We start from the raw sequence: 24,383 nt of genomic DNA, 5'->3' as shown, positions 1-24,383 counted from the left end.
GGCCAGGATTACTGCGCCACTTGCTCCCATGGATATTCAATAGTCCAGTTCTTCTTCGTACTCGGTGACTTTTTTCTTTTGGGGAATGTTGAGGGGCTTGGCCTCGTAGGGCGCGCCCTCGTCTTCCTCTGTCCAAACGTCTTCAGTGACGTCTTGGAAGTCGGCGTCGTAAGCTTTGTAGGTGCTCTGGTCATCTAGGGTAGCAGCCTGGTAGCGTTCCGCAGGCTGCTGGGCCTGGAGGGGGGCTTCAACCCGCTCGGGTTCGCCCCAGTCGTCGTCGCTCCAGCGCTCTTCAGTAGTAGCCGGACGAGCTTTGCTAAACTCGGCAGGTACTTGAACCCCTGAGGGCAGCTGGTTGGCGGTTGACACCGGCATAATGTATTCGCTGTCGTCGTTGCGATCCCAAGGGGCGCTGCCGATACCTAGGCGCTCTAGCAGGCCCACGCTGAGCTGCACCATTTTTTCTTCAGCGCCTTCGAAAACAATCAGGCGATCGGGGCCACTGCTGACTACTTCGTCAATGGAAAGTTCGTAGGTGCTAATCACCTGGTCAGGAATCTGAGGCAGTCCAAAGGAGGCGATCACAATGGTTTCTAGCCGTCCAGTGGTGACGTCGAACTTAAACCCACGCACTCGGCCCAGGGGTTCCCCGGTCTCAGTAATGACTTCACAGTTGACCAGCGTGCTGTAGGAAGCCACGCTCATTTCGTCGTCTAAAACGGCTTCATCATCTACTAAGATGACGTCGCCAATCTGGCGAATGTTGGTGAGCGCCATGACCTGCTGGGTGCTCGATACCAACCCAGACATAATATTTTCGCGCAGGCCAATGGCCACGACTTCTCGCTGGTCTACATCGACCCAAACCTGGCTGACAATTCCCAGTCGCTGGCCTGAGTTGCGGGTAATTACCTGGGTACCCAAGAAGTCGGAGCGAAGACGATATTTGTCTAAGGTCATGTTTAATCCATCTCGTGGACCGAGACAACAGAGCGCTGGTACAAGCCAGGCCGGTAGCAGACCGCGTTACCGGGGTAAAACGATTCCTTAACCTGAATAGCTATCTTAACCAGAATCGTCTAATTCTACAGGAGGGAAGACCGAACTACTAGACGGATTCGGTTGGTCACTAGCTTGATTTGCTCTGTAAATCTAAGGTTTAGGGGAACGGGGAAATGCCTAAACCTGACATGCTTTTTGCTACATATTGTGTCTACCTCGATTAAGACTATAGCGTTGCACTTTGGGTCTCCAGATCGATGCCGAGTACCTGGGTGTAGGCTCCACGGGCCTGGGTGACGCCGATGGTGCGCTGGGCGGCTTCAATCATTGGGCGACGTAGGCTCACCACGATAAATTGGGCCTGTTCGGTCTGGTGCTTGATCATACGCGACAGTCGCTCTACATTGGCCCCGTCGAGGAACATGTCAACCTCATCGAAGGCGTAGAAGGGAGAGGGGCGATAGCGCTGGAGGGCAAAGATGAAGCTGAGGGCCGTGAGGGATTTTTCGCCTCCGGACATGGAGGCTAGGCGGCGCACGGGCTTGCCCTTGGGGTGGGCGACTAGGTTGAGGCCGCCGTTGAACGGGTCTTCGGGGTCTTCGAGCTGTAGGTGGCCGTCGCCATCGGAGAGTTCAGCAAAAATTGACTGGAAGTTGAGGTTGACGGCGTCGTAGGCTTCGGTGAAGGCCTGGCGACGCAGGGTGGTAAAGGTCTCGATGCGCAGCAGCAGCTCGGTGCGCTCTTCTTCGAGGGTGGTGAGCTTGTGGGTCAGCTCAGTGAGACGCTCTTCAGTTCGGTTGTATTCTTCAAGGGCCAGCATGTTGACGGGTTCCATGGCCTCCATGCGGCGTTGGAGCGATCGCAGCTCTTTCCGCAACTCCTCCAAATCTGTCTCGGCGGGAATCTCGGGCAGTGGGTCGGGTAGCTCAGCCGCTTGGGTTGACAACAGTTCCTGGGCCTCGGCCAACTGCTGACGGCGTTCCTGCTGGGTTTCGAGCAGCTTTTGCCGCTCCCACTCCTGCTGCTGGGTCTGGGTACGCCGGGTGCGCAGACGGCCCTCTAGCTCATCGCGGACGGCTTTTTCGGCAGCTAGGGTTTGATCGAGGGCAGCCATCTGCTGGCGCAGCTGGGCAATTTCACCATTCAGCCCGGCCTGCTGCTGCTGGAGCTGGGTGAGCTGCTGATCGCGCTCAGTCTGCTGCTGGGCCTGGGTGGTGAGGGTCTGCTGGGCTTGGGTAAGGGCAATCTCAAGCTGCTGGCGCTGGTTGTGCAGATCTTGCAGGTAGCGCTCGGCATCTTGGAGGGCCTGCTGGCGATCGCTCAACTGACTCTCCAGCTGCCCCACCGCTGCCTGGGCAGTTTGCCACTCGCTGTGGGCCTGGGACTGCTCTAGCTCGCTAAGAGCCTGCTGCAGACGGGCGATTTCAGCTTCCTGGGCGGGCAAAGATTCTGCGAGTTCTTGCTGGTGCTCCTGGGTGCTGGTCAGTTCTTGCTGGTGCTGACTGAGCTGGGTTTCGAGCTGGGCTGCCTGCTGGGCCTGCTGCTGGTGCTGGCTCTGCTGCTGCTCGTTCGCTAGCTGGAGTTCGCGGTACTGCTGGCGCTGGGCAATTAAGTTTTGGGAGAGGGTTTTCAGGGTTTCGGAGGTGTTGTTGAGGTCGCGATCGCAGCGCTCTAGCATCACCTCAATATCTCCCAGCCGCTGGCGCAGGGCCTGGGCTTCTGACGATTCTGCCGGTTCTACGGTGCCAAAGTGCAGGCCGCTGGAGCGCGACGACACGTTCCCCCCGGTCATCGCCCCGCTGGTTTCGAGAATTTCCCCTTCCAATGTGACGATGCGGTAGTCGCCGAGGTACTGCCGGGCCGAGGTGAGGCTGTCGAACACCACGGTGCTGCCAAAGGTGTAGCCAAAAATATCGCGGTAGCGGGGATCGCAATCGATTAGGTTAACGGCGTAGTCGAGGAATCCGTCGGGGCGCTTCCAGTCGGGCACGGGAGTAAACCGGGGGGCGCGAATTTTGTTGAGAGGCAAAAAAGTAGCCCGTCCGGCCCGGCGCTGCTTGAGAAACTCAATGCCTTTAGCGGCTACCTGGTCGTTCTCGACCACTAGGTAGCCGAGGCGCGCCCCGGCAGCAATTTCTAGCGCGAGTTGATATTTGGGGTCTACTTTGCCCAGTTGAGCTACTAAGCCGCTGATACCCGCTAGGCCGCTGTCGAGCAGCAGCTTGGTGGCGTGGGTGCCCTGGCTCTCTTGCAGAGCCTGGGTTTGGGCTTCGAGCTTATCGAGTTCGCGCTGCTTGTCGCGCTGTTCTTTGAGCAAGCGGGTTTGGGTGTCGCGCTGGACAGAGAGTTCTGCCTCGGCAGCGGCAATCTTGGCGGCGATCGCCTGAATTTCTTTTTCCGCTGCCGCTAAACGCTGGGCGAACCCAGTGTCGGCTTCCGAGGCGGCTGGCGCAGACCCTAAGGCGCGGCGCTGCTCGCTTAACGTCTCGATCTGCTGTTCGAGCTGACGCAGGCGCTCTTGCAGGCGAATCTGCTCGGCCCGCTGGGGTTCGACATCGCCCCGTAACGTTTCGATCGCCTGGCGCAGCTGGGTCTGCTGCTGAACGCTGGCTTGGGACTCAGAGGCGATCGCCAATGTTGCCTGGCGGCGTTCTTCTAGGGCCTGCTGCACCTGGTTCTTGGCCTCGGTAAGGGCGACTAGCTCTCCCGTGGTTAGAGAGGCAATGGATTGCCGCACCTGCTCCAAATCTCGCTGCTGCTGCAGTTGGGCGATCTCAGTGTCGCGACGCAGGGCAGCTCCCTGGTTGGTAGCGTTGCGGTTTTCCTGTTCCTGGCGCTGGCGCTGGCGTAGCTCGGCCTCATGGGTGGCCACCTGGGATTGCAGGGCCAGATGCTCGTCTTCGCCCATGGCTCGAATGCGGGCATTGAGGGTGGCAAGTTCAGCTTCTAGGGCAGCGATCGCCCCCTGCCCCTGGGTAATTGCCTCGGCTAGCTGGGTCGACTTGACCTCGCCCTGCTCTAGGGTTTGGTGCAGGGCAGCGATCGCCCGCTGCTGGCTTTGCCACAGCAGCACTGCCTCCCACTGGCTTTTGGTCTGAAAGGTTTCCTTGAGGCGCTGGTATTTCTCAGCCTTTTGCCGATCTTGAACCAAGCGCTCAAGCTGGGTTTGCAGCTCGCGCTCAACAATGCGAAAGCGATCTTCGTGGTCGCGCACGGCCTCCAGCTTGCCCCGGGCCTGGTCAATTTTGCGATCGAAGGCGGCGACTCCGGCCAGTTCGTCGATGATTTCCCGGCGCTCGCGGGAGTTCATCGAAATAATGCTGGTGACATCCCCCTGCAGCACCACGTTGTAGCCTTCGGGGTAAACATGGAACCGCTGCAGCTGCTCGTGGAGCTGGTTGAGAGTGCAGGGCTCGCCGTTGATGTAGTAATTAGAGGTGTAGGTACCCTGACTGGTCACCCGCAGCCGCCGGGTCACACTCCACTCGCGGCCCGTGGGTAACGTGACCACATTGGCGGCGTCTGACTCAGAAATTGCAAGGGTGGGAGAATTGCCGTTGCGGCCGTTGGTATTAGCGATCGCACCGTTCCCACTAACATTCTTCTCCTGAACCTCCGTGTCGCCATCGATCATCAAATCGGCAGCCACGTCGCTGAGGTCGAAGGTGACTGTAACGCTGGCTTCAGAGGTCGCGCGACGGCTCATCTGGTTTTGGTTCACCAAGTCGGGCAGGCGATCGGCCCGCATGCCCTTAGAGCTGGCCAACCCCAAACCAAACAGTAGCGCGTCTAAAATATTCGATTTGCCTGAGCCGTTAGGTCCAGATATGACAGTAAACCCAGGCAACAATGGAACCTGGGTTGTACCCCCGAACGATTTGAAGTGGGACAGCTCAACACGCTTGATGTGCACTGGCCAGCGTTACCTCAAGGTTGAAACAAGTGTACTACAGGGCAGAGATTTTGGCTATCTAACTTAGACAGCTAGGATCCATACCTATTAGCTAGGCTGATGCCGCCTAAGTTTAGTGCAAAGAAAAGGATTTGTACGCTAGATAGCGAAGAAGGCATCCACATTCCGGGCAAACCACTTCGAGTTTCTTGGCTCTGCAGCCAGAACTGCACCTTCCCAAGAAAACTGATCCAGGATGGCACAATGAAGGGGAAAATCTACCCCCAGCCCCCGTGAGCCAGACCACTCCCCCCCCTCTGTCCCAGCCGATGATTTTAGGCTTTGACCCCGGACGGCAAAAATGTGGCTTGGCCGTCATGGGGCTAGACCGATTACTGTGCTATCAGCAGGTGGTTGCCGCCGATGCGGTGATCGATGAGATTACAGCCCTGCGCCAGCGATTTCCAATTTCAACCATCGTGCTGGGCGATCAGACTGCCTCGGGGAACTGGAAAGATACCCTCAGCCAGCTGCCTGACCCGCCTCGGATCATGTTGGTGGATGAACGATATACCACGCTGGAGGCGCGCGATCGCTACTGGCAGATGTATCCTCCATCGGGACTAGCAGGGATCATTCCCCAATCGCTGCGCAAAATTTCTCGTCCCATAGACGACATCGTGGCCATTTTGTTGATCGAGCGCTATCTGAACCGCCTGACAGGCGAGTAGGGCATGAACTGTCTCTTGGTCTAGAGCTTTGCCCGAATGGTGAACGAGTAGTCACCGCCGGGTTCGAGCTGGTAGTCGAAGCGTTCCAGAAAGCGGCTGAGGGGTTCGCAAATCAGCGCTCGCCCCAGGGATGGCTCTACTCGAAGGTTGCCCTGGCGAAAGCGCCACTGAAATTGCCATTCGTAGGTGCTGGCCCGCACTTCGCCTTCGATGCGGCCCTGGCTCCACGACTGGTGGGTAATGCGAACGTAGGCGGTGGTTTCAGAGGGGCGACGGGTCACGGCGGCAAAAGCAAAGCGATAACAAAACAATCGTGATCGAGGTTAAGGGCTGGGCAACACCCCCACAGGTAAGATAACCGTAGCGTAGGCTGTGGTCTACCCCGATACTGTGGGCAACGATACGGCTCAGCACTCTGCGATCGAGCAATTCGGTCACGGGCTGTTTTACCCTAGACGAAAAAACGGTAGCCTAGGGAGAAGCTAAATTGTGATCCCCAGCGTGTTCGGCATCTTAGCGGGTGTAGGGCACGTTTTGTTTACCTGATTTCCCCGATTGTAAGGTTGGACCCTGCCTGTGCCCAAGGTTGGCATTATCTACAACGACGTTAAGCCTGTGGCCTGCCAGGCCGCTCTCGAATGGGAGGAAAAACTGACTCGTCGAGGCTACACCGTCAGCCTGGCCACCGGCATGGGCGGCATTCTGGGCTATTCTCAGCCCGAGCGCCCCGTCTGCCATACTCCCCTTGACAGTCTAGTGCCGCCCAATTTCGATGCCGATATGAGTTTCGCGGTGGTGCTGGGGGGCGATGGCACGGTGCTATCGGCCTGTCGGCAACTGGCCCCCATCGGGGTGCCCCTGTTGACAATAAATACGGGCCACATGGGCTTTTTGACCGAGGCTTACCTGAATCAGTTGCCCCAGGCCATCGACCAGGTGCTGGCAGGCGACTACGAAGTCGAAGAGCGGGGCATGCTAGCGGTGCGCCTTTTCCACGAGTCTAGCCTTGTCTGGGAAGCCCTCTGCCTCAACGAGATGGTGCTGCACCGTGAGCCCCTGACCAGCATGTGTCATTTTGAAGTGGCGATCGGCTGCCATTCTCCGGTAGATATTGCGGCCGACGGCATCATTGTGTCGACACCCACTGGGTCTACAGCTTATTCGCTTTCGGCGGGGGGGCCAGTGATTGCCCCTGGGGTGTCGGTGACTCAGCTCATCCCTATTTGCCCGCACTCCCTGGCCTCTCGAGGGCTGGTATTTCCTGACCACGAGCAGGTAGTGATTCGTTCGGCTAACCCCGACCCTCTGGTGCTGATTGTGGACGGCAACGCGGGCTGCTACGTCATGACTAAAGACGAGGTGAGCACCTGCCGCGCTCCTTACTCAGCGCGGTTCATTCGGCTAAAACCGCCGGAGTTTTTTACCGTGCTGAGGGAAAAGCTGGGTTGGGGGCTGCCTCATATTGCTAAGCCAACGTCGGTAGAGCTGCCGTGAGGGGTAGTCGAGTAGTTGGGTGGATGGGTGGATGAGTGGGGGGTAAGGGACAGCTCCATGTGTCTGCCCAGCGTTCTATCAATGGGTGGACGGACGACTTGGGGTAGATCGGTGGGAATACTGGTCTGAGCCCTACATTCCCTGTTGCTATGGATTGGCCCACCATTGCTGTAATTATTCCTACTTACCAGCGGGAGGCGGTACTGTGTGAGACGCTGCGTAGTGTGCTGGCTCAAAATTACCCGGCCTACGAAGTGGTGGTGGTAGACCAGACTCAAACCCACCAGCCGGAGACCCAGCAGCAGCTTCAGGCTTGGCAAAATGCGGGGGACATTACCTGGTACTCAGTGCCCTGGGCGAGTCTACCGGCGGCGCGAAATTGGGGCATAGAGCGATCGCATTCCGATCTCGTCCTCTTCATCGACGACGATGTGGTGCTGCCTCCGGGCTACCTCTACGCCCACGCCCGCACTTTTCTGGAGCGGCCAGAAGTTGGGGCGGTGGCCGGGCGCGTGTTTGACCGCATGAAGCTCGCAGAGCAGACGGATCTGGAAATCGACTACCTGCCTCCCCAGGCGATGGATCCAGGAATTGCCTGGTACCACATTGACCTAGTGCACACCACGCAGCCCCAGCGGGTGCTGACGGCACGGGGGTGCAACATGTCGTTTCGGCGAGAATTGTTTGACAAGCACGGCCTGCGCTTTGATGAGCGCTTCTACGGCAGTGCCGTGCGCGAGGAGTCTGACTTTTGCCTCCACACTCGCGCCACCGGCTACATCATTTGGTACAACCCGGAGGCGCACCTGGTGCACCTGGGAGAAGAGACAGGGGGCTGTCACGACATCACGACGCGATCGCTCAGCTACCAGATGAACTTTTACCACAACCATTTTCTGCTGGCGCTGAAAAATCTTACCCTGGGGCAAAACCTGCGTCTCTACGGCCGCCTGTTTGACTGCCACGTGCTGGGGCACCCCCCTTGCAATAAGAGCGGCCATCCGCTGAAGATTCTGAGCCGAGGGTTGTTTTTTGGGTTGGGCTGGTTCTATACGGTTTACACACTGGCCACTACTTTGGGCAAACACGGGCGACTTTATGCCGATATGGAGTAGACCCACCCCAAGGTTAAGAATCTCAGGATTGAGAATCTACCTGTTGTGGCAACGCCCATAATTCTAGAACCGTCCCCCAAGGCAGAGTATGGCTGACGATCGAGACCCTATTATTCGATTACAGCTAGACCTATCGCCCGATCAGCCGGGACTGCTAGAAGGGCTAGACACTTGGCTACGGCTGGGGCTGATTACTGACCAGCAGGTGCGCGACCTAGGGCAGGCCAGCCTCAGCTGTGACTGGTTGCCAGAGGCGGCAACCGTAGCTGGTTCAGAATTAGATTTGACCGATGCGGTCAATCCCTTCCTGGAGCCTGAAGGGGTCTTAGCGGCGGGAGAGACGCCCTCCCCAATCCCTATCCCCGCTGAAGCAACTCCGATTAGGGATTTTATTCCCGCTGAGCCTGCCGATCGCCCTCGACGCCAGCGATTGCCCCGGCCCCGCACTCCTCGCCAAACTACCTCCCGACAGTCCCAAGGCCCATCCCCTACAAACCTTTGGCTTGGCCGCTTGATGAGCGAACTGAGCGTGGTGTGGCTGCTGGGGCTAGGGGTGTTTTTAGTCGTGCTGTCGTCGGCGGTGCTGGCGGCGACCCAGTGGGCTAGGTTTAACGGGGTGGGACAGTACCTGGTGCTGCTGGCCTATACCCTAGTGTTTTGGGCGGCGGGGCTGTGGTGTCACCGTCGCCCAAATTTGCAGCTGACGGCTAAAACCCTGCAAATGATTACCCTGCTGCTGGGGCCGCTGAATTTTTGGGCGCTGGATGGACTGGGGGTGTGGCGCGGGGGCGGAGTGCTGGTCGGGGCGATCGCCGCTATTCTTCTGACCCTAACGGCCCTGCAGGTGCTGCGCCAGCAGCAAAGCACTCCCTTAGAGCAGGCCAATGCTTTGGGATTGGCTTACCTACATACTGGCTGGGGCTTAAGCAGTGAGTGGGGCGGGGTGCCGTTGCTGGCGGTCTATGCCGGGGTTTTGGGAACTGCTGCGGCCACGGTCTATGGTCAGCAACAGCAGGGCAAATCGCCCGGGCTGCGCTGGTCTACGGTAGCCATCACAGCGGCCTTAGGGCTACTGCTGGCGAGGGGTCTAGGTGTCTTAGATGCTGAACAACTGGGGCAGCTGGGCTTGGCCTTTGGGCTGTATGGCGCGACCTGGGTATGGCTGGGTCAGCGGCGACTGGTGCCCCAGCCCCAGCGCGAAGCCAGTCTAGAGGTATCGCCTGGGGTTGAGTCTTCTGCCGATCGCACCTCCCGTTGGGGCATTGCTGCAGGGCGAGGACTGTTGTGGTGGGGCTGGCTGCTAGCGATTACAGACTGGCTCATTCAAGCGTTTGGGATCGGTCTGCTCGGGCTGGCGCTGCGTGTTCAGGCGTTAGGCAAGCTGGGTAAGCGGCGAGATCTGCTTATTGCCTATGCGATCGCCGTACAGCTCGGCTTCGTCGGCTGGGAGATGCTGCCCCTGTCGTTGCGGCAGTCCATGCTCGCCCCCTTTGCTAGGTTGGATGAATTTGCGGCTGGCACCTGGCCACTGCTAGGGATTTCGCTATTTCCCTATGTGGTGGGGATGGTGGCTTTGGCCGATTGGTATCGGCAGCGAGACAAGCTGAAGCTGGGCCGATTTAGCGACGGCATTGCCCTGGCTAGCAATTTTGTATTGACGCTGATCAGCCTGGCCAGCGGCCCGGTGCTGGTGGTGAATCTGATCGCCTCTACGATCACGACGTTGGTGGTAACGCTACGGCGACCTTCCCTAGCCCAGTGGCGCATTGTCGTGACCTACGGCTTGGCCTTGGGAAGTATTGTGGCAGCCATTGGCGATCGCTGGCCAAATCTGACCCTGAGTTACTGGGTTGTGGTCATGGTGGCCCTGGCAACGGTGGCGCTGGTGCTGAGCAAGACTCTGCGCGCCCTCTGGGGTAGCACGGCCTGGCTCTACGGAATTGGACTGTCTGCTCTGAGCTACGCGCTGCTGTGGGCAGACCTGATCGATAGCGGCTGGCGGGTCAGCTCGAGTTGGGTGGGGCTGGTGATACCGCTGGTGTTGCTGTTGATCGGTCGCTACCGCGCCAGCGTGCTAACTACAGGTATTGCGCTGCCCTTTACCTTAGGGCTGCCGTGGACTCGGCTAGTGGGTCTGGGCTCGGCAACGGCTCTGACAGGGGTAAATAGCACGTTCTACCGGCGGCCGGAGGTAGCGTTTTTGGCGGTGGGCTTTGCCGTGGGCTGGGTTTATAGCAGCCTGGCCGATTGGGTTACGGGCTTTCCTCGCCATTTGGCCGACTGGGGGCTGGTGACGGTGGGGCTGATGGCAGTGCTGTGGATTGCCTGGCGAGTGCTGCCCGCGCCCCAAGAGGCCGAAATGCCTTCGCTACCGGGGCTGTATCGGGTGGCTTGCGATCGCTGGGGTCACAGCCTGGCCATTGGCTTACTGACCCTTTCAACCATTGCAGTCTCTCTCTACTACCTCGACTGGCGAGAACCTCGCCCCTTGATCGTTGCTGTCCTGGCTGCATTCTTGATGACTTTGGTCCTCCGCTTTTGGGGAACCTTGCGGCCTCTCACTATTTACCTGGCAGGCTGGGGGATAGAACTGCTGGTAGCGGGGATCGCAGTAGAGCGTTATCCCGCGGTGGTTTCTTTGGCAGTGCCAACTCTGGGACTGGGGGCGATCGCCCTGGTCCTAGCCGCAGTTGTGGGACGTTCTCGCCCGGCCTTGGCTCCTCCCCTACAGACCCTGACGCTGCTCTATGCCGGCATAGCTTTGGCTTTACGCGCCTATACGGCCACAGCCTGGACAGGCTGGCTAGTCGTAGTCGCGGCCCTGCTGGTGCTAGAAGTGGGGCAACGTTCCCAAACGGCCCTGGCTCGCTGGCTGGCCTTGGGGCTGCTGTCGGTGGGGTGGTATGAGCTGGTGATCTACCAGATGTTGCAGGGCTCTGACGGCGAGGCGGCAGATGCTCTGCTGGTGCTGACAGGAGTTGCCGCATTAATCATGCTCGTGTATCGCCTGGCCGCAGGGCAGCTCGATCGCACCCTGGGTCTACCCCAGGTGGAGCTTATCTGGGCAGCTCACCTGCACTGGTTTATTGGTAGTTTGCTCATGCTGGGGTACGGCATTGGCCTTGGGTTTACCGAGGCGACCTTGGGGTGGTTGGGGTTGGCGATCGCCACCGCCCTGGTGCTCTATGCCCTCAGCCAGGGCCGGTTGGGTGCCTCTGGTGAGGTACAGCATGCCTGGGTCTACGCTGGCCTGGTCGAGCTGGTGGGCTGGTTTGCCCTGGGCCGATCGCTGTTCCCAGTTTTGGCATTTCTCGACAACTGGTGGGGCGTGGTGGCCTGTGTCGTAGCGGTGCCAGTGTATTGGCTACCTTGGGCCACCTGGGGCTGGCCTCAGCGCCCCTGGCGGGTAACGGCGGTTGGGGTACCCCTGGCTATCACGCTACTCGCGGGCGGCGTTGACCACATTCCGACGCTCTGGGTGCTAGTAGGGTTCTACGGCTGGCTGGCCTGGCACAGCGGCAAAATTCGCGTTTCTTATCTATCTGTAGTTTGTGCCGCTTGGGCGATCTGGATTTGGCTAGAAAAGGCAGCGATTCGCGATGGCCTGGCCTGGTTGCTGCCCCTGGGGCTATTGCTGCTCTACGTTGCTCAACTAGACCCGGCGTTGCAGCGGCCCGAGGGCAAAGAACAGCGGCATTGGCTCCGGATGATGGCCTTGGCGCTCATTTTATTCACTGCCCTAATTACGGAGCGGTGGACCGGACTGCCAGCTGGGACCATGGCCCTGGGGGCGATCGCCGCAGGGCTCGTGCTGCGCATTCGGGCTTTGCTCTACGTGGGCACCGTTGTTTTTGTCCTCAACGCCCTTAATCAGCTGGTAGTGCTCAACGCGGCCTTTCCCTTCATTAAGTGGGTGGCCGGCATTTTAGTCGGCATCGCTCTGATCTGGATTGCCGCCGATGTAGAGCGTCGCCGCGGTCAGTGGCTGCAGCTTACCCAAAACTGGGGGCAAGACTTAGATGCCTGGCAGTAGGGAAGGGATAAGTTTTGAGTTCTCAGTTTTGAGTTAAACCGAGCAATTCAAAACTCAATGGACTCTCTGTTCTAAGCTGCTAAATCTTTAGGAGCCAACTACTCTAGCGGCGGTGACAGCGGCTAGCAGATCGCTATGCACAGCTTTAGAACTGCCGATCACCATGCCCGGTCTCAGGTAGTTGCTACAAGTGTGCAACGGCGGCGGCGGCTCGCCTGTAAATGTGGTGACAATAAACCCCATTTCTTGGGCCATAAAGGCCAGCACGGCTCCGTCAATAAACTGCCCTTTGGCCAGCACGGCCCCGGCTAAATCGCTGCTGAGCAGGCCGTTAAAGTTGGGAATTTGGGTCTCTTTGGAATAGTCGGTTTTGGTGTGGTAGACCCGGTAGCGATCGCTCAAATAGGGCACCAGATCTCCCATTTGCCACCCCAGACAGATAGCTGGCTTGGGGCTTTGCACCTTGATCTGGGTGCAATCGTCGAGGGACTGTGCCAAACTCCCCATAAACGTGCCCTCTCCTCGTAGGGTGTAGTAGTAGAGGTCTTGGCTAGGGGTAATGGCGATCGCTGCTTCGTAGTCATCCGCGTTGAGAATCCCCAGAATGATCTGGTAGTTTGAGTGGCCATCTAAATAGAACTGAGTGCCGTCGATGGGGTCGAGGGTGATTAGATAATCGCCCTGCGGCCCTAGGTCAATGGCGCGAAAGTATTTGGTGTTGTAGGTCTGCTCGTGCTCTTCGCCGTAGAAGCGCACCGAGGGAAACAGCCCCAGCAGCACCACCTCCATCATGGTTTGAATCGACAAATCCGCATCGCTGAGGGCCGAGGCAAAAAAGTTGTCGCCCTTGCCGTCTTTGTCGGGCTGAGCCGCAATTTGAGCCTGAACCTGCTGGGCATAGGCCCCAGCGGTTTTGAGATAGGGCAGCAGCGCGGCTAGAATTTGCCGGGGAGTAGTGGGGGCCATAGGAGATGCAGCAAAAGAACGAAAATAGAAGAGCGAAAAAAACGCTCGATAGGCTTGAGTTTTGGTATTTTGGGCTAACCCAGACTTTACCGGCTATACCAGCGCCGGAATAGCAAAATAATCTAAAAAAATAGGGCTTCCTCAAACGAAGAAGCCCTGGGTTGGTTCAGGTGAGGTCAATTCCGTAAAGGATTTGACCTATAGCTTGTGACTAGACCGCAGCGGTGGTGGAAACTTTAGCGTCAAGTTCGCCCTTGGCGTACTTAGCAGCGTAAACTTCCACGGGCTCTTGCTTGATCTTGCTGGCCTGACCGGCAGTGCCAAAGGCGTCATAGCGCTCAGCACAGACCTCAGTCATGTACTTCATTGAGGGCTTCATGAAGTGGCGAGGATCAAAGTTAGCGGGATCCTTAAAGGCCGCTTCGCGGATGGCGGCGGTGATGGCTAGACGGTTGTCGGTGTCGATGTTGACCTTGCGCACACCGCTCTTGATGCCCTTCTGAATTTCTTCGATGGGCACACCATAGGTCTCAGGAATATTCCCGCCGTACTCGTTGATCATATCGAGCCACTTCTGGGGCACGGAGGAAGACCCGTGCATAACTAGGTGGGTGTTGGGTAGGCGGCGGTGAATTTCTTCGATGCGGCTGATAGCCAAGATTTCGCCGGTGGGCTTGCGGGTGAACTTGTAGGCACCGTGGCTGGTGCCGATGGCCACGGCCAAAGCATCTACCTGGGTGGCTTCTACAAATTGAACCGCTTCGTCGGGGTCGGTGAGCAGCTGGTCGTGGCTGAGGGTGCCCTCAAAGCCGTGACCGTCTTCTGCTTCGCCAGCACCGGTTTCGAGGGAGCCGAGGCAGCCCAGTTCGCCTTCTACACTACAGCCGATGGAGTGGGCTACTTTCACCACTTCACCGGTAACGGCAGCGTTGTACTCAAAGCTGGCGGGGGTTTTGGCGTCAGCTTCCAGGGATCCGTCCATCATGACGCTGGTGAAGCCGTTGCGCAGCGCCGAGTAGCAGGTGGCAGGAGAGTTGCCGTGGTCTTGGTGCATCACCACGGGAATGTGGGGGTAGGTTTCGACCGCAGCGAGCACCAGGTGGCGCAGGAAGTTTTCGCCAGCGTAGGAACGAGCACCGCGAGAGGCCTGCAAAATCACGGGGCTGTCGGTGTCATCCGCCGCCTTCATGATGGCCAGAATTTGCTCCAGGTTGTTTACGTTGTAAGCCGGAATGCCGTAGCCATTCTCAGCCGCGTGATCCAGCAGTAGCCTCAGTGAGACAAGCGCCATAAAAATCCTCCTAGTGTGTTCTCGCCGTTAGGCCTTCAGACGTTTTAGTAGGTAGCCTTACTCATCAATCTTAGGATAGATCGATGGATATATAACGAAATGTTTGGACAAGCTAAAGTCAAGCTTAAAAAGAACTCCCCACCCAGCTGGGGTGTGTTTGCCCTGCTGTTTGACCCATCATAAAACACTGGGGGACAGGAACCGTGAACTCTGTTACCGGAAGGCAGACAAAACTCAAACTATAAAAATGGGTCGCCTGGGATTCGAACCCAGGACCAATCGGTTAAAAGCCGAGTGCTCTACCGCTGAGCTAGCGACCCCCGTGAGGGGAAGTGGTGTTTGGTTATGAACCAGACACGGCTTATAAACATAGCATACCGCCGTGGGGATTTTGCAACATGCTTTCAAAAAAAACTTGCGGCTTTGGCTGGCTTGGTTGTCCAGCGGGGCAGAACGATTGTGGGGCGATCGCCTGTGCCCTTAGTTTCCCCATTTGCTCCCATTCGATTTGGATCAGCACCCATAAGCGGGATCCCCTCATACCCCTTTACCACTTGCCGGGCGAACTCTAGCCCAGCTCAAACTTAGTTACGGAACGTTACCAAGCGCTTGTTTTAGGCCCTGAATAGAGCTTTAGTTTAATGAAGCTTCATTTTTAGATAAAACCTCATCACACTACAGGCTATGTTTCCCACCCATCGCCCTCGCCGTCTGCGCCAGCATCCGCAACTCCGCCGCATGGTGCAAGAGACCCTGGTGACCCAGGCTGACCTGATTTATCCGCTGTTTGCGGTACCGGGCGACCAGGTGGCGAAGGAAGTCTCGTCGATGCCGGGGGTCTACCAGCTTTCGATCGACAAGATCGTAGAAGAAGCCAAGGAAGTCTACGACCTGGGTATTCCCGCCATTATTCTGTTTGGCATTCCTGACGAGAAAGATACCGACGCCACCGGGGCCTGGCACGACTGCGGCATTGTGCAAAAGGCCACCACCGCCGTCAAAGAGGCGGTGCCCGACCTGATGGTGATTGTCGATACCTGCCTGTGCGAGTACACCTCCCATGGCCACTGCGGCTATTTAGAGGTGGGCGATCTCAGCGGCCGGGTGCTCAACGATCCCACCCTGGAATTGCTGAAGAAAACTGCCGTGGCCCAGGCCAACGCCGGGGCTGACATCATCGCGCCCTCGGGGATGATGGATGGCTTTGTGCAAGCGATTCGCGCTGGGCTCGACGAGAGCGGTTTTGAAGACCTGCCGATTCTCTCCTATGCAGCGAAATACGCCTCGGCCTACTACGGGCCGTTTCGCGATGCGGCGGAGAGTGCGCCCCAGTTTGGCGATCGCCGCACTTACCAGATGGACCCCGCCAACGGCACCGAAGCTCTGAAGGAAATTGAGCTCGACATCGCCGAAGGGGCCGACATGCTAATGGTGAAACCCGCCTTGGCCTACATGGATATTATCTGGCGGGTGAAGCAGGCCACCAACCTGCCGGTAGCCGCCTACAACGTGTCGGGCGAATACGCCATGGTCAAGGCCGCCGCCCTCAACGGCTGGATCGATGAGCAAAAAGTGGTGATGGAAACCATGACCAGCTTCAAGCGCTCCGGGGCTGACCTGATTTTGACCTACCACGCCAAAGATGTCGCCCGTTGGCTAGGTTAATTCCTTGCCGTAGGGTGGGCACTACTCACCACTAGGTGAAAGCCCTCAAGCAGGTCTGTTCAGTCAGGTTCCGCCACCGGTTAGAAATTCCTAGAGCGTAGTCCTATGATGTCAGGGCTACGCTCTAAATTTTAGGCAGAGAATTTCTGCTACTGCACCCATGACCTTTGTGCTCACCAACGACGATGGCATTGATGCGCCGGGCATTCAGGCGCTACGAAATGCCTTGGCTAACTATCCTACCTGGGTGGTGGCTCCTGACCAGCATCTCTCGGGCTGTAGCCATCAGATGAACCGGGGCGGCCCAATCGCCATCGACCAGCGCAGCGATCGCGCCTTTGCCATTGGCGGCACCCCTGCCGATTGCACCCGCGTTGCCCTTAGCCACCTGTGCCCTGATGCCACCTGGGTGCTCTCGGGTATTAACGCTGGGGGCAATATGGGGGCCGATATTCACCTGTCAGGCACTGTGGCTGCGGTACGGGAGGCGGCGCTGCTGCGGGTGCCGGGGGTGGCGATTTCTCACTACATTGAGAATCGTCGTCCGGTGGATTGGGGGTTGGCGACTCGTCTGACCGCCCAGGTGGTCGATGTGCTGATGGCTGAGACACTGCCGCCGGGGTGCTTTTGGAACGTGAATTTACCCCACTTGCAGCCGGGTGATACCGACCCTGAGATTGTCTTTTGCACCCTCTGTACCCAGCCCCTGCCCACTGAGTTCAAGGTTGACCAAGGCCAGTTTTACTATACGGGCAAGTATGGCGATCGCCGCCACGACCCCGACTCAGACGTGGCTGTCTGCTTTGGCGGCAACATTGCCGTGACTAAAATTTGCCTGTGGTAGCGCCTAGACATGAATGTCTACGCCAACGCCAAAATGATCGGATAGACCGCGTAGATCCTCAAGGCGTGGCGGCCAGGCAAAGGAACTTCGAAACTGCCCAGGCAAATTTTGGGATAAACAGATGTGGTCAATGTTGGAGTGCTGCCCGCAGATCAACTGATGCACCGGGTCGTTTTCTCCAGCGGTGAGGCAGTCTAGCCCCACATCGGCCAATGCCTGTCGCAGGGCCTGCTTGTTTTGGCGTGACCCATAGTAGTGCAGATTATCCAGATCTTGGTTGAAGTCGCCGGCGACCAGCAAAGCTGCCTCTGGGTAGATCGTCCGCAGCTTTTGCCAGTCGGCCTGCTGTGCGGCTAAGGCAGCGGCAAAGGCTTGGCCTTTGGAGGCGGGGTGGGCTCGCCAGCCGCTTCCTAACCACGGCAGCACTGTGCCGTATAGCACCCATTGCTGGCTGTCGGGCAGCGTCAGCAGGGCGGCGGCGGTGCGAGCCTCATCAGAGGTTTCTAACGGTGTTAACACCCCGGTCTTGACCCAAATTTGCACCCAGCGCTCACCGTCGGCTCCGGGGCGATCGGGCAGGCTGCTGGCCACAGAGTAGTAATCTGCCCCTGGAGTAATGCCCAGGTGAGTTTCGGTCAAAATCCAAATGTCGGCATCGATGCGGCTGAGCCATTGTCGCTGGCGTTCAGCCCGCCCCGACTCAGGTAGCGCGCGCTCAAGGTTCCAAGTGGCGATTTTCATTCAGGATCAGTAGACAGGCGTAACAGAGAGGCTCTGTAGCAACCACTACTTAATCTTGGAAGTCTGCCTCTTGCATATATTCTTTAATACAAAATTGCTTGGCTGCTGCCTTTGATAAAGCTTTTGGCGGGGATAGTGCTGAGCTAAAGGCGGTAAAGGTCAGTCAGCATGGTTTCGCTAACTTCTGTGGTTGGGACATCGAACAGAATTTGGCCCTGGCGCAAGCCAACAACGCGATCGCAGTACTTCACCGCAAATTCCACCTCGTGCAGGCTAATCACCAGGGTTTTGCCGGTGGTTTCGCTGAGCTGGCGCAGCAGATCCATCAGGGCGCGCGATCGCTCAGGATCCACGCTTGAAATCGGCTCATCCGCCAGAATAGCAGCAGGGTCTTGCACCAGCACCCGGGCTAGAGCCGCCCGCTGCTGCTGGCCGCCCGAGAGGCGATCGGTGCGGGCGTAGAGCTTGTCGGCAATGCCCACCTGGGCTAGCGCCTGGGCCGCAGTCTGCACCTGCTGGGGCCATACCAGTGACCACAGCGCCCTCAGTAGCGGCCATCGCCCTAGGTGACCGGCATTGACGTTGTGAACCACGGCTAGGTTGCCCACCAGGTGGTGCTGCTGATAAACCGTGCCTACCAATCGCTGAATCCGCCGCCGCTTTCTGGGGCTGAGGCGATTGACATCCTGCCCGAGAATCACCACTCGCCCGGTAGTGGGAGTCTGACTGCCGTTGAGCAGACTCAGCAACGTGCTTTTGCCTGCGCCGCTGGGGCCGATCAGCGCCACCCGTTCGCCGGGGGCGATTGCTAAGCTGCAATCAGTGAGGGCCGCCACCGCTCCAAACCGACAGCTCACCCCCTCCAACTGAAATATCGGTCCCGCCCCCATCGCAGGCACTACTGAATCTTGCCGATCTTGCGGCCCACCGCTTCGATCTCGGCGTAGTTGTCGTTGTCGGTGGCAATAAAGCGCTCAGCCCCAAACAGATCGAGAATTTCCTTGTGTTCGGGCACGGCGGGGTCGAGGGCCATCAGGGCAGCCTGCACCTTGTCGGCAAAACCGTCGCCGTAGCGCTCATCCACCTCGGGGCTAATCACCCAGTGGTAGTCAAAGTAGGGCGGAGTGCGCCAAATGACGTCGACTTTAGTGGTATCAACTGCACCTTCAGCGACGCGATCGAGCCACACCTGCTCGTTGAGGGCTCCCACTTCATAGGTGCCCGCCTCCACCAGCTTAATGGTGGTGTCGTGGTTGCCTGAGAAACCCACTTCCCCTTTGAAGTCTTGGGCGGTGTCGAGGCCCGCCTCTTCCATAAAGTGCTGGGGCATCAATCGTCCAGAGGTGGAAGACTCGCTGCCAAAAGTAAAGGTGCGGCCCTTAATTTGGGTCAGGTCTTGGATGTCCGAGAATTCTTTAAGGCCAGCGGCGGTGTTGGCGATAAAGACGCTGTGGAACTGTTCATCAATGTCGCGCTGGGCGATCGCCTCAGCCCCCGGAACCTGTAACCGTGCCTGCACCCCTGTTAAGCCACCGAACCAGACCAAATCGAGGTCCCCGACCTTAAAAGCCGTAACGGCGGCGGCGTAGTCAGTCACGGGCTTGTAGTCGACGGGAACACCCAGCTCGGCCTCTAAGTAGTCGGCCAGCTTGGTATAAAGCCGCTGAAGCACCTCAGGATCTTGGTCAGGAATAGCTCCGGCGGTCAGGGGAAGGGTGCTCTGCTCCGTCGCAGCGCCGTCTTCTCCGGAAGCCCCTTGCCTTGGCTCAGAGGGCGCACAGGCTCCCAAAGGCAGGAGCAACAGCAGGCTCGATACCCCTGCAATCCATGAACGACGAATGCTTACCATGACTTGAGTAGTGCCCTAAACAGCAGCACTAAATCATACGGGTCGGATCCCCCCCAAAGCAATGCTCTCCCTGGGGAATGTCTAGGACTTAGGTCAACGCTGCCAGGTTCTAGCTCAACCAGAGCAGCCCGCCTAGCACTAGGGCAACCCCCACCAGCGCAGCCCACAAAAAGCCGTTGTCTTTAGTATTGATCTGGCTGGGGTCAAGGGGAACGGGCTCAGGCTTGGGACGCGATCGCGGGGCCGCCTTTGCCGCTGTTGAATAACCCGAACCGCCCGAACTCTGGGAGCCATCTTGAGACAAATTGTCTAAAGCCGGAATTTCGGTCATCCAGTTCGTCGGCCGCTGGAGCTGGGGCGCTTGCAGAATGTAAAGAAGATTTTTGCCCTGCTTGCGGGTCTCTAGGTCGGGGTGGCGAGCTAGGGCCTGGCAGAGGGCGATCGCATCGTTCTGTCGCCCCACTGCACTGTAGGCATTCACCAGCCAGGTTTGAATTTCGCCGCCCAGGGGTGTGGTGGCCTTAGCGAGCTTAACGGCCTCCTCAAAAAACTCCACGGCCTCGCGGTAGCTGCCCCGCTCAAAGGCAGCTTGGCCATAGGCGTACTGGGTTTTGGCGCGATCGCGTGGGTCTTCGGTCATGGGTCAAGAAAACTATCTACAGCCGGGTAATTACGCCGAACCTTTATTCTGCCGGAATGGATTGCTGGTTACCAGATTAAGTTCATATCCAGCACAAAGCCAGGCAGAACGGGTTCTCCTGAAAGGTGGATTGGGTTGTTCAACAACTCGGCAACTTGCTCCGGTTGGTAGACTTCGACCTGTCTGCTGCTGGGGTTAATCAGCCAGCCGAGCCGGACGCCGCTAGCCATGTATTCCTGCATTTTGGTTTGCACCACTGAGAGGCGATCGCTGGGCGACAGCAGCTCCAGCACAAAGTCGGGAGCGATGGGTGGAAATTTTTGCCTTTGCTCAGAGTTGAGGGCGTCCCAGCGAGATTGCTCGACCCAGGCGACATCGGGCGAGCGATCGCCACCTCCCGGCAGCTTAAACCCGGTGGATGAGTCAAAGACAACTCCTAGCCGATGCTGACGATTCCACAGCACAAACTCTGTGGCTAGTTCTACATTGCGGTTGCCGGTTTCTCCACCCGTTGGCGACATGATCAGCAGATCTCCCTGGGCATTGCGCTCAAACTTGAGGTCGGGGTTGGTGATGCACAGTTGGTAGAACTGCTCATCGGTCATGGTTAGGGCAGGCTGGAGCTTAATGGTGTAAGCCGTCATCACAGAACCCAGGAAGAGAATTGGCTGTTTTTATCATAGAAGTCCGGCTAAGCGAATTCCCTCAACGACCTGTTTGCGAACCGAGCATCTCCGTCTCCCATAGAATCTTGACACGGCCCCTTAACCCGACTTTTTTCGCTCAAGATGGAGTAAGGGAATAAGGAGACAAACACCGTGGTAGCCCCAGCAATTAAGCCTCAGACCGACTCACTACAGTACGAGGCTAAGACCCTCGCGATCGCCACCGTCCTGCTCGGCGCCACCCGCGAGAAGAAAAACCTCTTCGCCCAAATGCGCGACCAAATGCGCTGGGACGACAGAATTATGGATTTTGCCATGGGCAACCCTGGGCTGAAGGTGCAGCTGTTTCGCTTCATCGACGCGCTGCCTGCCCTGCGCAGCAAACCTGAGATCGCCCGCCACCTGCAGGAGTATCTATCGGCGGAAGAAGTCGAACTGCCCAATGCGCTCAAGGGATTGCTGAACTTTACCAATCCCGATTCGGTGCCTGGCCAACTCGCCGCTACCACCGTTGCCCCAGCGGTGGAAACCCTCGCCTATCGCTACATTTCGGGCGAAACCATCGAGAAGGCGATCAGGGCGATCGAGCGCATGCGCAAAGACAAGCTCACCTTCACCATGGATCTGCTGGGTGAAGCGGTGATCACTGAGGAAGAAGCCCATGCCTACCTTCAGCGCTACCTGGATTTAATGGCGCAGCTGTCTAATGCGGCGAAAAACTGGAAGACCGTCGACGCGATCGATCTGGCAGATGGCAAGGAACTAGCCAAGGTTCAGGTTTCCGTTAAGCTCACCGCCTTCTACTCCCAGTTCGACCCGCTGGATGCGGAAGGCAGCCGCGCCAAGGTGAGCGAGCACATTCGCACCCTGCTGCGCCGCGCCCAGGAACTAGGCGTTGCTGTCCACTTCGATATGGAGCAGTACCGCTACAAGGCCCTGACCCTGGCAATTCTCAAAGACATTTTGATGGAGGCTGAATTTCGCCAGCGCGACGACCTGGGCGTTACCCTGCAGGCCTACCTACAGGACAGCTACAACGATCTGAAGGATCTGGTGATTTGGGCGAAAAATCGCGGCACCCCGGTCACCGTGCGCCTGGTGAAGGGTGCTTACTGGGATCAAGAGACTATTACTGCGCGGCAAAACGGCTGGCGTAGCCCGGTCTATAGCCAAAAAGTTTCTACCGACGCCAATTTTGAGCGCATGACCCGGCTGCTGCTAGAGAACCATCAATACCTCTATGCCGCTATTGGCAGCCATAACGTGCGATCGCAGGCCCACGCCATGGCGATCGCCGAAGAACTCAACATTCCCCGCCGCAACATCGAGCTGCAAGTGCTCTACGGCATGGCTGACAAGCTGGCCAAAACCCTAGCTGATAAAGGCTACCGGGTACGGGTCTATGCTCCCTTTGGCGAGCTGATTCCGGGGATGTCATACCTAATTCGCCGCCTGCTGGAAAATACCGCCAACAGCTCGTTCCTGCGGCAGAACCAGGAAGACGTGCCCGTAGAGACCCTGCTGGCGGCACCGGAGTTTGCCCCAGAAGACGCCCCCGGCAACACCGCGCATCCCTTACCCCCCGCCCCCTACCCCAACGCCCCCGACCTCGACTTCGCGATCGCCACCAAGCGATCCCAAGCCACCGAAGCACTTAAGACCGTCCACGCCCAACTCGGTCGGCGTTACAACCCGATCATCAATGGTGAAGCGGTCGATACCGAAGCTACGGCAGATTCGGTGAACCCGTCGAAGCCAGCGGAACTGGTCGGCAAGCTGGGATTGGCCAGTCAAGAGCAAGCAGATGCGGCGATCGCCGCTGCCAAAGCGGCTTTCCCTGCCTGGGCCGCCACACCTGCAAAGGAGCGCGGAGCTATCCTGCGTCGCGCCGCTGATCTCATGGAAGAGCGCCGCCACGAACTCAACGCCTGGATGGTGTACGAAGTCGGCAAACCCCTGGGTCAGGCCGACCCTGAAGTCTCCGAAGCCATTGACTTCTGCCGCTACTACGCTGACGAGATGGAGCGGCTTGATGCTGGGTACGCCTACGACTACCCCGGTGAAACCAACCGCTATCGCTACTTCCCGCGCGGCATCGCAGTAGTGATCTCGCCTTGGAATTTTCCCCTAGCGATCGCTACCGGCATGACCGTCGCGGCTCTAGTCACCGGTAACTGCACCATCCTCAAGCCCGCTGAAAACTCCGCCGTGATCGCCGCCAAGATCGCCGAAATTTTGATCGAAGCGGGTATGCCCCCCGGCGTTTTTCAGTACCTCCCGGCCCGAGGCTCTACCGTCGGCGCACACCTGGTTAACCACCCGGACGTGCACCTGATTGCCTTTACCGGCTCCCGCGAGGTGGGCTGTCGCATCTACGCCGATGCGGCCCAATGGCGACCTGGCCAGCGCCACATGAAGCGCGTGATCGCTGAAATGGGCGGCAAAAACGGCATCATCATCGACGAAAGCGCGGATTTAGATCAAGCGGTGCAGGGCGTGGTCTACTCCGCCTTTGGCTACAGCGGCCAGAAATGCTCGGCTTGTTCTCGGGCGATCGTGGTGGCCTCGGTGTATGACGCCTTTATCCATCGCTTGGTAGAAGCCACCCGCTCTCTCAATGTGGGCGAAGCGGTGAAACCCAGCACCAAGGTCGGCCCGGTGATTGACGCCAACGCCCAGGCCAAAATCAAGGAGTACATCGAGAAAGGCAAAGCCGAAGCTACCCTGGCGCTGGAAATGCCAACGCCCGCCGACGGTTACTTCGTTGGCCCTACTGTGTTTACTAATGTGAAACCTGATGCAGCGATCGCCCAAGAAGAAATCTTTGGCCCGGTTCTAGCCGTCATCAAAGCCCAAGACTTCGACGATGCCCTACGCATCGCCAACGATACCGACTACGGGTTAACGGGCGGACTCTACTCCCGCACTCCTTCCCACATTGAGCGGGTGCAGAACGAGTTTGCTGTTGGCAACCTCTACATCAATCGGGGGATTACGGGGGCGATCGTCTCTCGCCAGCCCTTCGGCGGCTTCAAGATGTCGGGCGTTGGTTCTAAAGCGGGCGGCCCAGACTACCTGCTGCAATTTCTAGAACCTCGCCACGTTAGTGAAAACGTCCAGCGCCAGGGCTTTGCTCCGATTGAAGGCGTAGATTAACTCCCGTAGCAGAGCCGCTCTTCGGGTTCTTAATAAAACCCGAGAGCGGTTTACAAAAAGGGTCTTCCTCACCGGAGGTATCAGCGATAAGCTGTAACCCCGATACTTCCTGAATATATTGCTGTGTTGCGATCGCAACACAGCACTAGTTAACCGCACCTTATCTCCAGCCCTAGACCCAGTATTGCAGTCCCTCGACACAAGCTTGCAGCTCTGACATAGCAAAGCATTTCATGGATATAGTGAAACAGCATCCTGCCCTGCCCTAGCGAGCAGGTGTTCACCTGGCTCAAACTATG

17 protein-coding genes and 1 tRNA gene are annotated in these 24,383 nt (G+C 58.1%); 7 read left to right on the top strand and 11 right to left on the bottom strand.

Annotation, left to right across the window (positions count from 1 at the left end; translation table 11 throughout):
- Window positions 1–36 precede the first annotated feature (36 nt).
- Together H6F59_RS19880 and smc are read right to left on the bottom strand one after the other, a co-directional pair.
- Window positions 37–960 (bottom strand): PRC-barrel domain-containing protein, encoded by a 924-nt coding sequence (locus tag H6F59_RS19880; RefSeq protein WP_190704416.1) that lies wholly within the window; start codon window positions 958–960, stop codon window positions 37–39.
- Between the two features lie 268 nt (window positions 961–1,228).
- The gene (gene smc, locus H6F59_RS19875) at window positions 1,229–4,915 is read right to left on the bottom strand and encodes a chromosome segregation protein SMC (protein ID WP_190704413.1); all 3,687 of its coding nucleotides are present in this window, start codon (window positions 4,913–4,915) and stop codon (window positions 1,229–1,231) included.
- Between the two features lie 308 nt (window positions 4,916–5,223).
- Between smc and H6F59_RS19870 the strand changes: the two genes are divergently transcribed.
- Window positions 5,224–5,625 carry a Holliday junction resolvase RuvX gene (locus H6F59_RS19870; RefSeq protein ID WP_190704511.1) on the top strand — a complete coding sequence of 134 codons (402 nt, stop codon included), beginning with the start codon at window positions 5,224–5,226 and terminating at the stop codon, window positions 5,623–5,625.
- 20 nt (window positions 5,626–5,645) lie between these two features.
- Here the strand turns inward: H6F59_RS19870 and H6F59_RS19865 are convergent, their stop codons facing one another.
- Window positions 5,646–5,906 (bottom strand): DUF3146 family protein, encoded by a 261-nt coding sequence (locus H6F59_RS19865; protein ID WP_190521372.1) that lies wholly within the window; start codon window positions 5,904–5,906, stop codon window positions 5,646–5,648.
- 295 nt (window positions 5,907–6,201) lie between these two features.
- Here H6F59_RS19865 and H6F59_RS19860 point away from each other — a divergent pair, with 295 nt between their 5' ends.
- The 3 genes from H6F59_RS19860 to H6F59_RS19850 all read left to right on the top strand — a co-directional run bounded on the left by H6F59_RS19860 (window position 6,202) and on the right by H6F59_RS19850 (window position 12,267).
- Window positions 6,202–7,119, top strand: a complete 918-nt coding sequence (locus H6F59_RS19860; RefSeq protein ID WP_190704410.1) for an NAD(+) kinase — start codon at window positions 6,202–6,204, stop codon at window positions 7,117–7,119.
- Between the two features lie 149 nt (window positions 7,120–7,268).
- On the top strand, window positions 7,269–8,234 hold the full coding sequence (gene hpsN / locus H6F59_RS19855; protein WP_190704407.1) for a hormogonium polysaccharide biosynthesis glycosyltransferase HpsN: 966 nt from the start codon (window positions 7,269–7,271) through the stop codon (window positions 8,232–8,234).
- Window positions 8,235–8,322: 88 nt separating this feature from the next.
- The gene (locus H6F59_RS19850) at window positions 8,323–12,267 is read left to right on the top strand and encodes a hypothetical protein (RefSeq protein WP_190704403.1); all 3,945 of its coding nucleotides are present in this window, start codon (window positions 8,323–8,325) and stop codon (window positions 12,265–12,267) included.
- An 87-nt stretch (window positions 12,268–12,354) separates the two neighbouring features.
- Here the strand turns inward: H6F59_RS19850 and H6F59_RS19845 are convergent, their stop codons facing one another.
- From H6F59_RS19845 to H6F59_RS19835, 3 genes are all read right to left on the bottom strand, one after another.
- Entirely contained in the window at window positions 12,355–13,233 is an 879-nt protein-coding gene (locus tag H6F59_RS19845) for an inositol monophosphatase family protein (RefSeq protein WP_190704401.1), read from the bottom strand.
- Between the two features lie 211 nt (window positions 13,234–13,444).
- Complete coding sequence (gene fba, locus H6F59_RS19840; protein ID WP_190521382.1) at window positions 13,445–14,524, bottom strand: class II fructose-bisphosphate aldolase; 1,080 nt, start codon at window positions 14,522–14,524, stop codon at window positions 13,445–13,447.
- A gap of 248 nt (window positions 14,525–14,772) precedes the next feature.
- A tRNA-Lys gene (locus H6F59_RS19835) sits at window positions 14,773–14,844 on the bottom strand.
- A 364-nt stretch (window positions 14,845–15,208) separates the two neighbouring features.
- On the opposite strand from H6F59_RS19835, the gene hemB reads away from it, so the two are divergent.
- Together hemB and surE are read left to right on the top strand one after the other, a co-directional pair.
- A complete protein-coding gene (hemB, locus tag H6F59_RS19830) occupies window positions 15,209–16,189 on the top strand; it encodes a porphobilinogen synthase (RefSeq protein WP_190521384.1) in 981 nt (326 codons plus the stop codon).
- Between the two features lie 160 nt (window positions 16,190–16,349).
- Window positions 16,350–17,033: a 5'/3'-nucleotidase SurE gene (gene surE, locus H6F59_RS19825; protein ID WP_190704397.1), complete on the top strand. Its 684-nt coding sequence runs from the start codon at window positions 16,350–16,352 to the stop codon at window positions 17,031–17,033.
- Between the two features lie 3 nt (window positions 17,034–17,036).
- On the opposite strand, the gene H6F59_RS19820 is transcribed toward surE, so the two are convergent.
- The 5 genes from H6F59_RS19820 to H6F59_RS19800 all read right to left on the bottom strand — a co-directional run bounded on the left by H6F59_RS19820 (window position 17,037) and on the right by H6F59_RS19800 (window position 20,907).
- The gene (locus H6F59_RS19820) at window positions 17,037–17,774 is read right to left on the bottom strand and encodes an endonuclease/exonuclease/phosphatase family protein (RefSeq protein WP_190704394.1); all 738 of its coding nucleotides are present in this window, start codon (window positions 17,772–17,774) and stop codon (window positions 17,037–17,039) included.
- A 143-nt stretch (window positions 17,775–17,917) separates the two neighbouring features.
- A complete protein-coding gene (locus tag H6F59_RS19815; RefSeq protein ID WP_190704391.1) occupies window positions 17,918–18,664 on the bottom strand; it encodes a phosphonate ABC transporter ATP-binding protein in 747 nt (248 codons plus the stop codon).
- Between the two features lie 8 nt (window positions 18,665–18,672).
- Complete coding sequence (locus H6F59_RS19810) at window positions 18,673–19,623, bottom strand: putative selenate ABC transporter substrate-binding protein (protein ID WP_190704387.1); 951 nt, start codon at window positions 19,621–19,623, stop codon at window positions 18,673–18,675.
- A gap of 109 nt (window positions 19,624–19,732) precedes the next feature.
- Complete coding sequence (locus tag H6F59_RS19805) at window positions 19,733–20,263, bottom strand: tetratricopeptide repeat protein (protein WP_190704384.1); 531 nt, start codon at window positions 20,261–20,263, stop codon at window positions 19,733–19,735.
- 68 nt (window positions 20,264–20,331) lie between these two features.
- Window positions 20,332–20,907, bottom strand: a complete 576-nt coding sequence (locus H6F59_RS19800) for a Uma2 family endonuclease (RefSeq protein WP_190704381.1) — start codon at window positions 20,905–20,907, stop codon at window positions 20,332–20,334.
- Window positions 20,908–21,081: 174 nt separating this feature from the next.
- Between H6F59_RS19800 and pruA the strand changes: the two genes are divergently transcribed.
- Window positions 21,082–24,084 (top strand): L-glutamate gamma-semialdehyde dehydrogenase, encoded by a 3,003-nt coding sequence (gene pruA, locus H6F59_RS19795; RefSeq protein WP_190704378.1) that lies wholly within the window; start codon window positions 21,082–21,084, stop codon window positions 24,082–24,084.
- Window positions 24,085–24,383 lie beyond the last annotated feature (299 nt).

The sequence above is a fragment of the Nodosilinea sp. FACHB-141 genome, assembly GCF_014696135.1.
In the GTDB taxonomy this organism is placed as follows: Bacteria; Cyanobacteriota; Cyanobacteriia; order Phormidesmidales; family Phormidesmidaceae; genus Nodosilinea.
Note: the sequence above shows the minus strand (reverse complement) of the source record. Positions and strands in the feature narration are given on the sequence as shown.

Bases quoted from the DNA above. Each gene is read 5' to 3' on its own strand.
- H6F59_RS19880 (WP_190704416.1), bottom strand. From the start codon at position 960: ATGACCTTAGACAAATATCGTCTTCGCTCCGACTTCTTGGGTACCCAG.
- H6F59_RS19870 (WP_190704511.1), top strand. From the start codon at position 5,224: ATGATTTTAGGCTTTGACCCCGGACGGCAAAAATGTGGCTTGGCCGTC.
- hpsN (WP_190704407.1), top strand. From the start codon at position 7,269: ATGGATTGGCCCACCATTGCTGTAATTATTCCTACTTACCAGCGGGAG.
- H6F59_RS19850 (WP_190704403.1), top strand. From the start codon at position 8,323: ATGGCTGACGATCGAGACCCTATTATTCGATTACAGCTAGACCTATCG.
- H6F59_RS19845 (WP_190704401.1), bottom strand. From the start codon at position 13,233: ATGGCCCCCACTACTCCCCGGCAAATTCTAGCCGCGCTGCTGCCCTAT.
- fba (WP_190521382.1), bottom strand. From the start codon at position 14,524: ATGGCGCTTGTCTCACTGAGGCTACTGCTGGATCACGCGGCTGAGAAT.
- hemB (WP_190521384.1), top strand. From the start codon at position 15,209: ATGTTTCCCACCCATCGCCCTCGCCGTCTGCGCCAGCATCCGCAACTC.
- surE (WP_190704397.1), top strand. From the start codon at position 16,350: ATGACCTTTGTGCTCACCAACGACGATGGCATTGATGCGCCGGGCATT.
- H6F59_RS19820 (WP_190704394.1), bottom strand. From the start codon at position 17,774: ATGAAAATCGCCACTTGGAACCTTGAGCGCGCGCTACCTGAGTCGGGG.
- H6F59_RS19815 (WP_190704391.1), bottom strand. From the start codon at position 18,664: ATGGGGGCGGGACCGATATTTCAGTTGGAGGGGGTGAGCTGTCGGTTT.
- H6F59_RS19810 (WP_190704387.1), bottom strand. From the start codon at position 19,623: ATGGTAAGCATTCGTCGTTCATGGATTGCAGGGGTATCGAGCCTGCTG.
- H6F59_RS19805 (WP_190704384.1), bottom strand. From the start codon at position 20,263: ATGACCGAAGACCCACGCGATCGCGCCAAAACCCAGTACGCCTATGGC.
- H6F59_RS19800 (WP_190704381.1), bottom strand. From the start codon at position 20,907: ATGACGGCTTACACCATTAAGCTCCAGCCTGCCCTAACCATGACCGAT.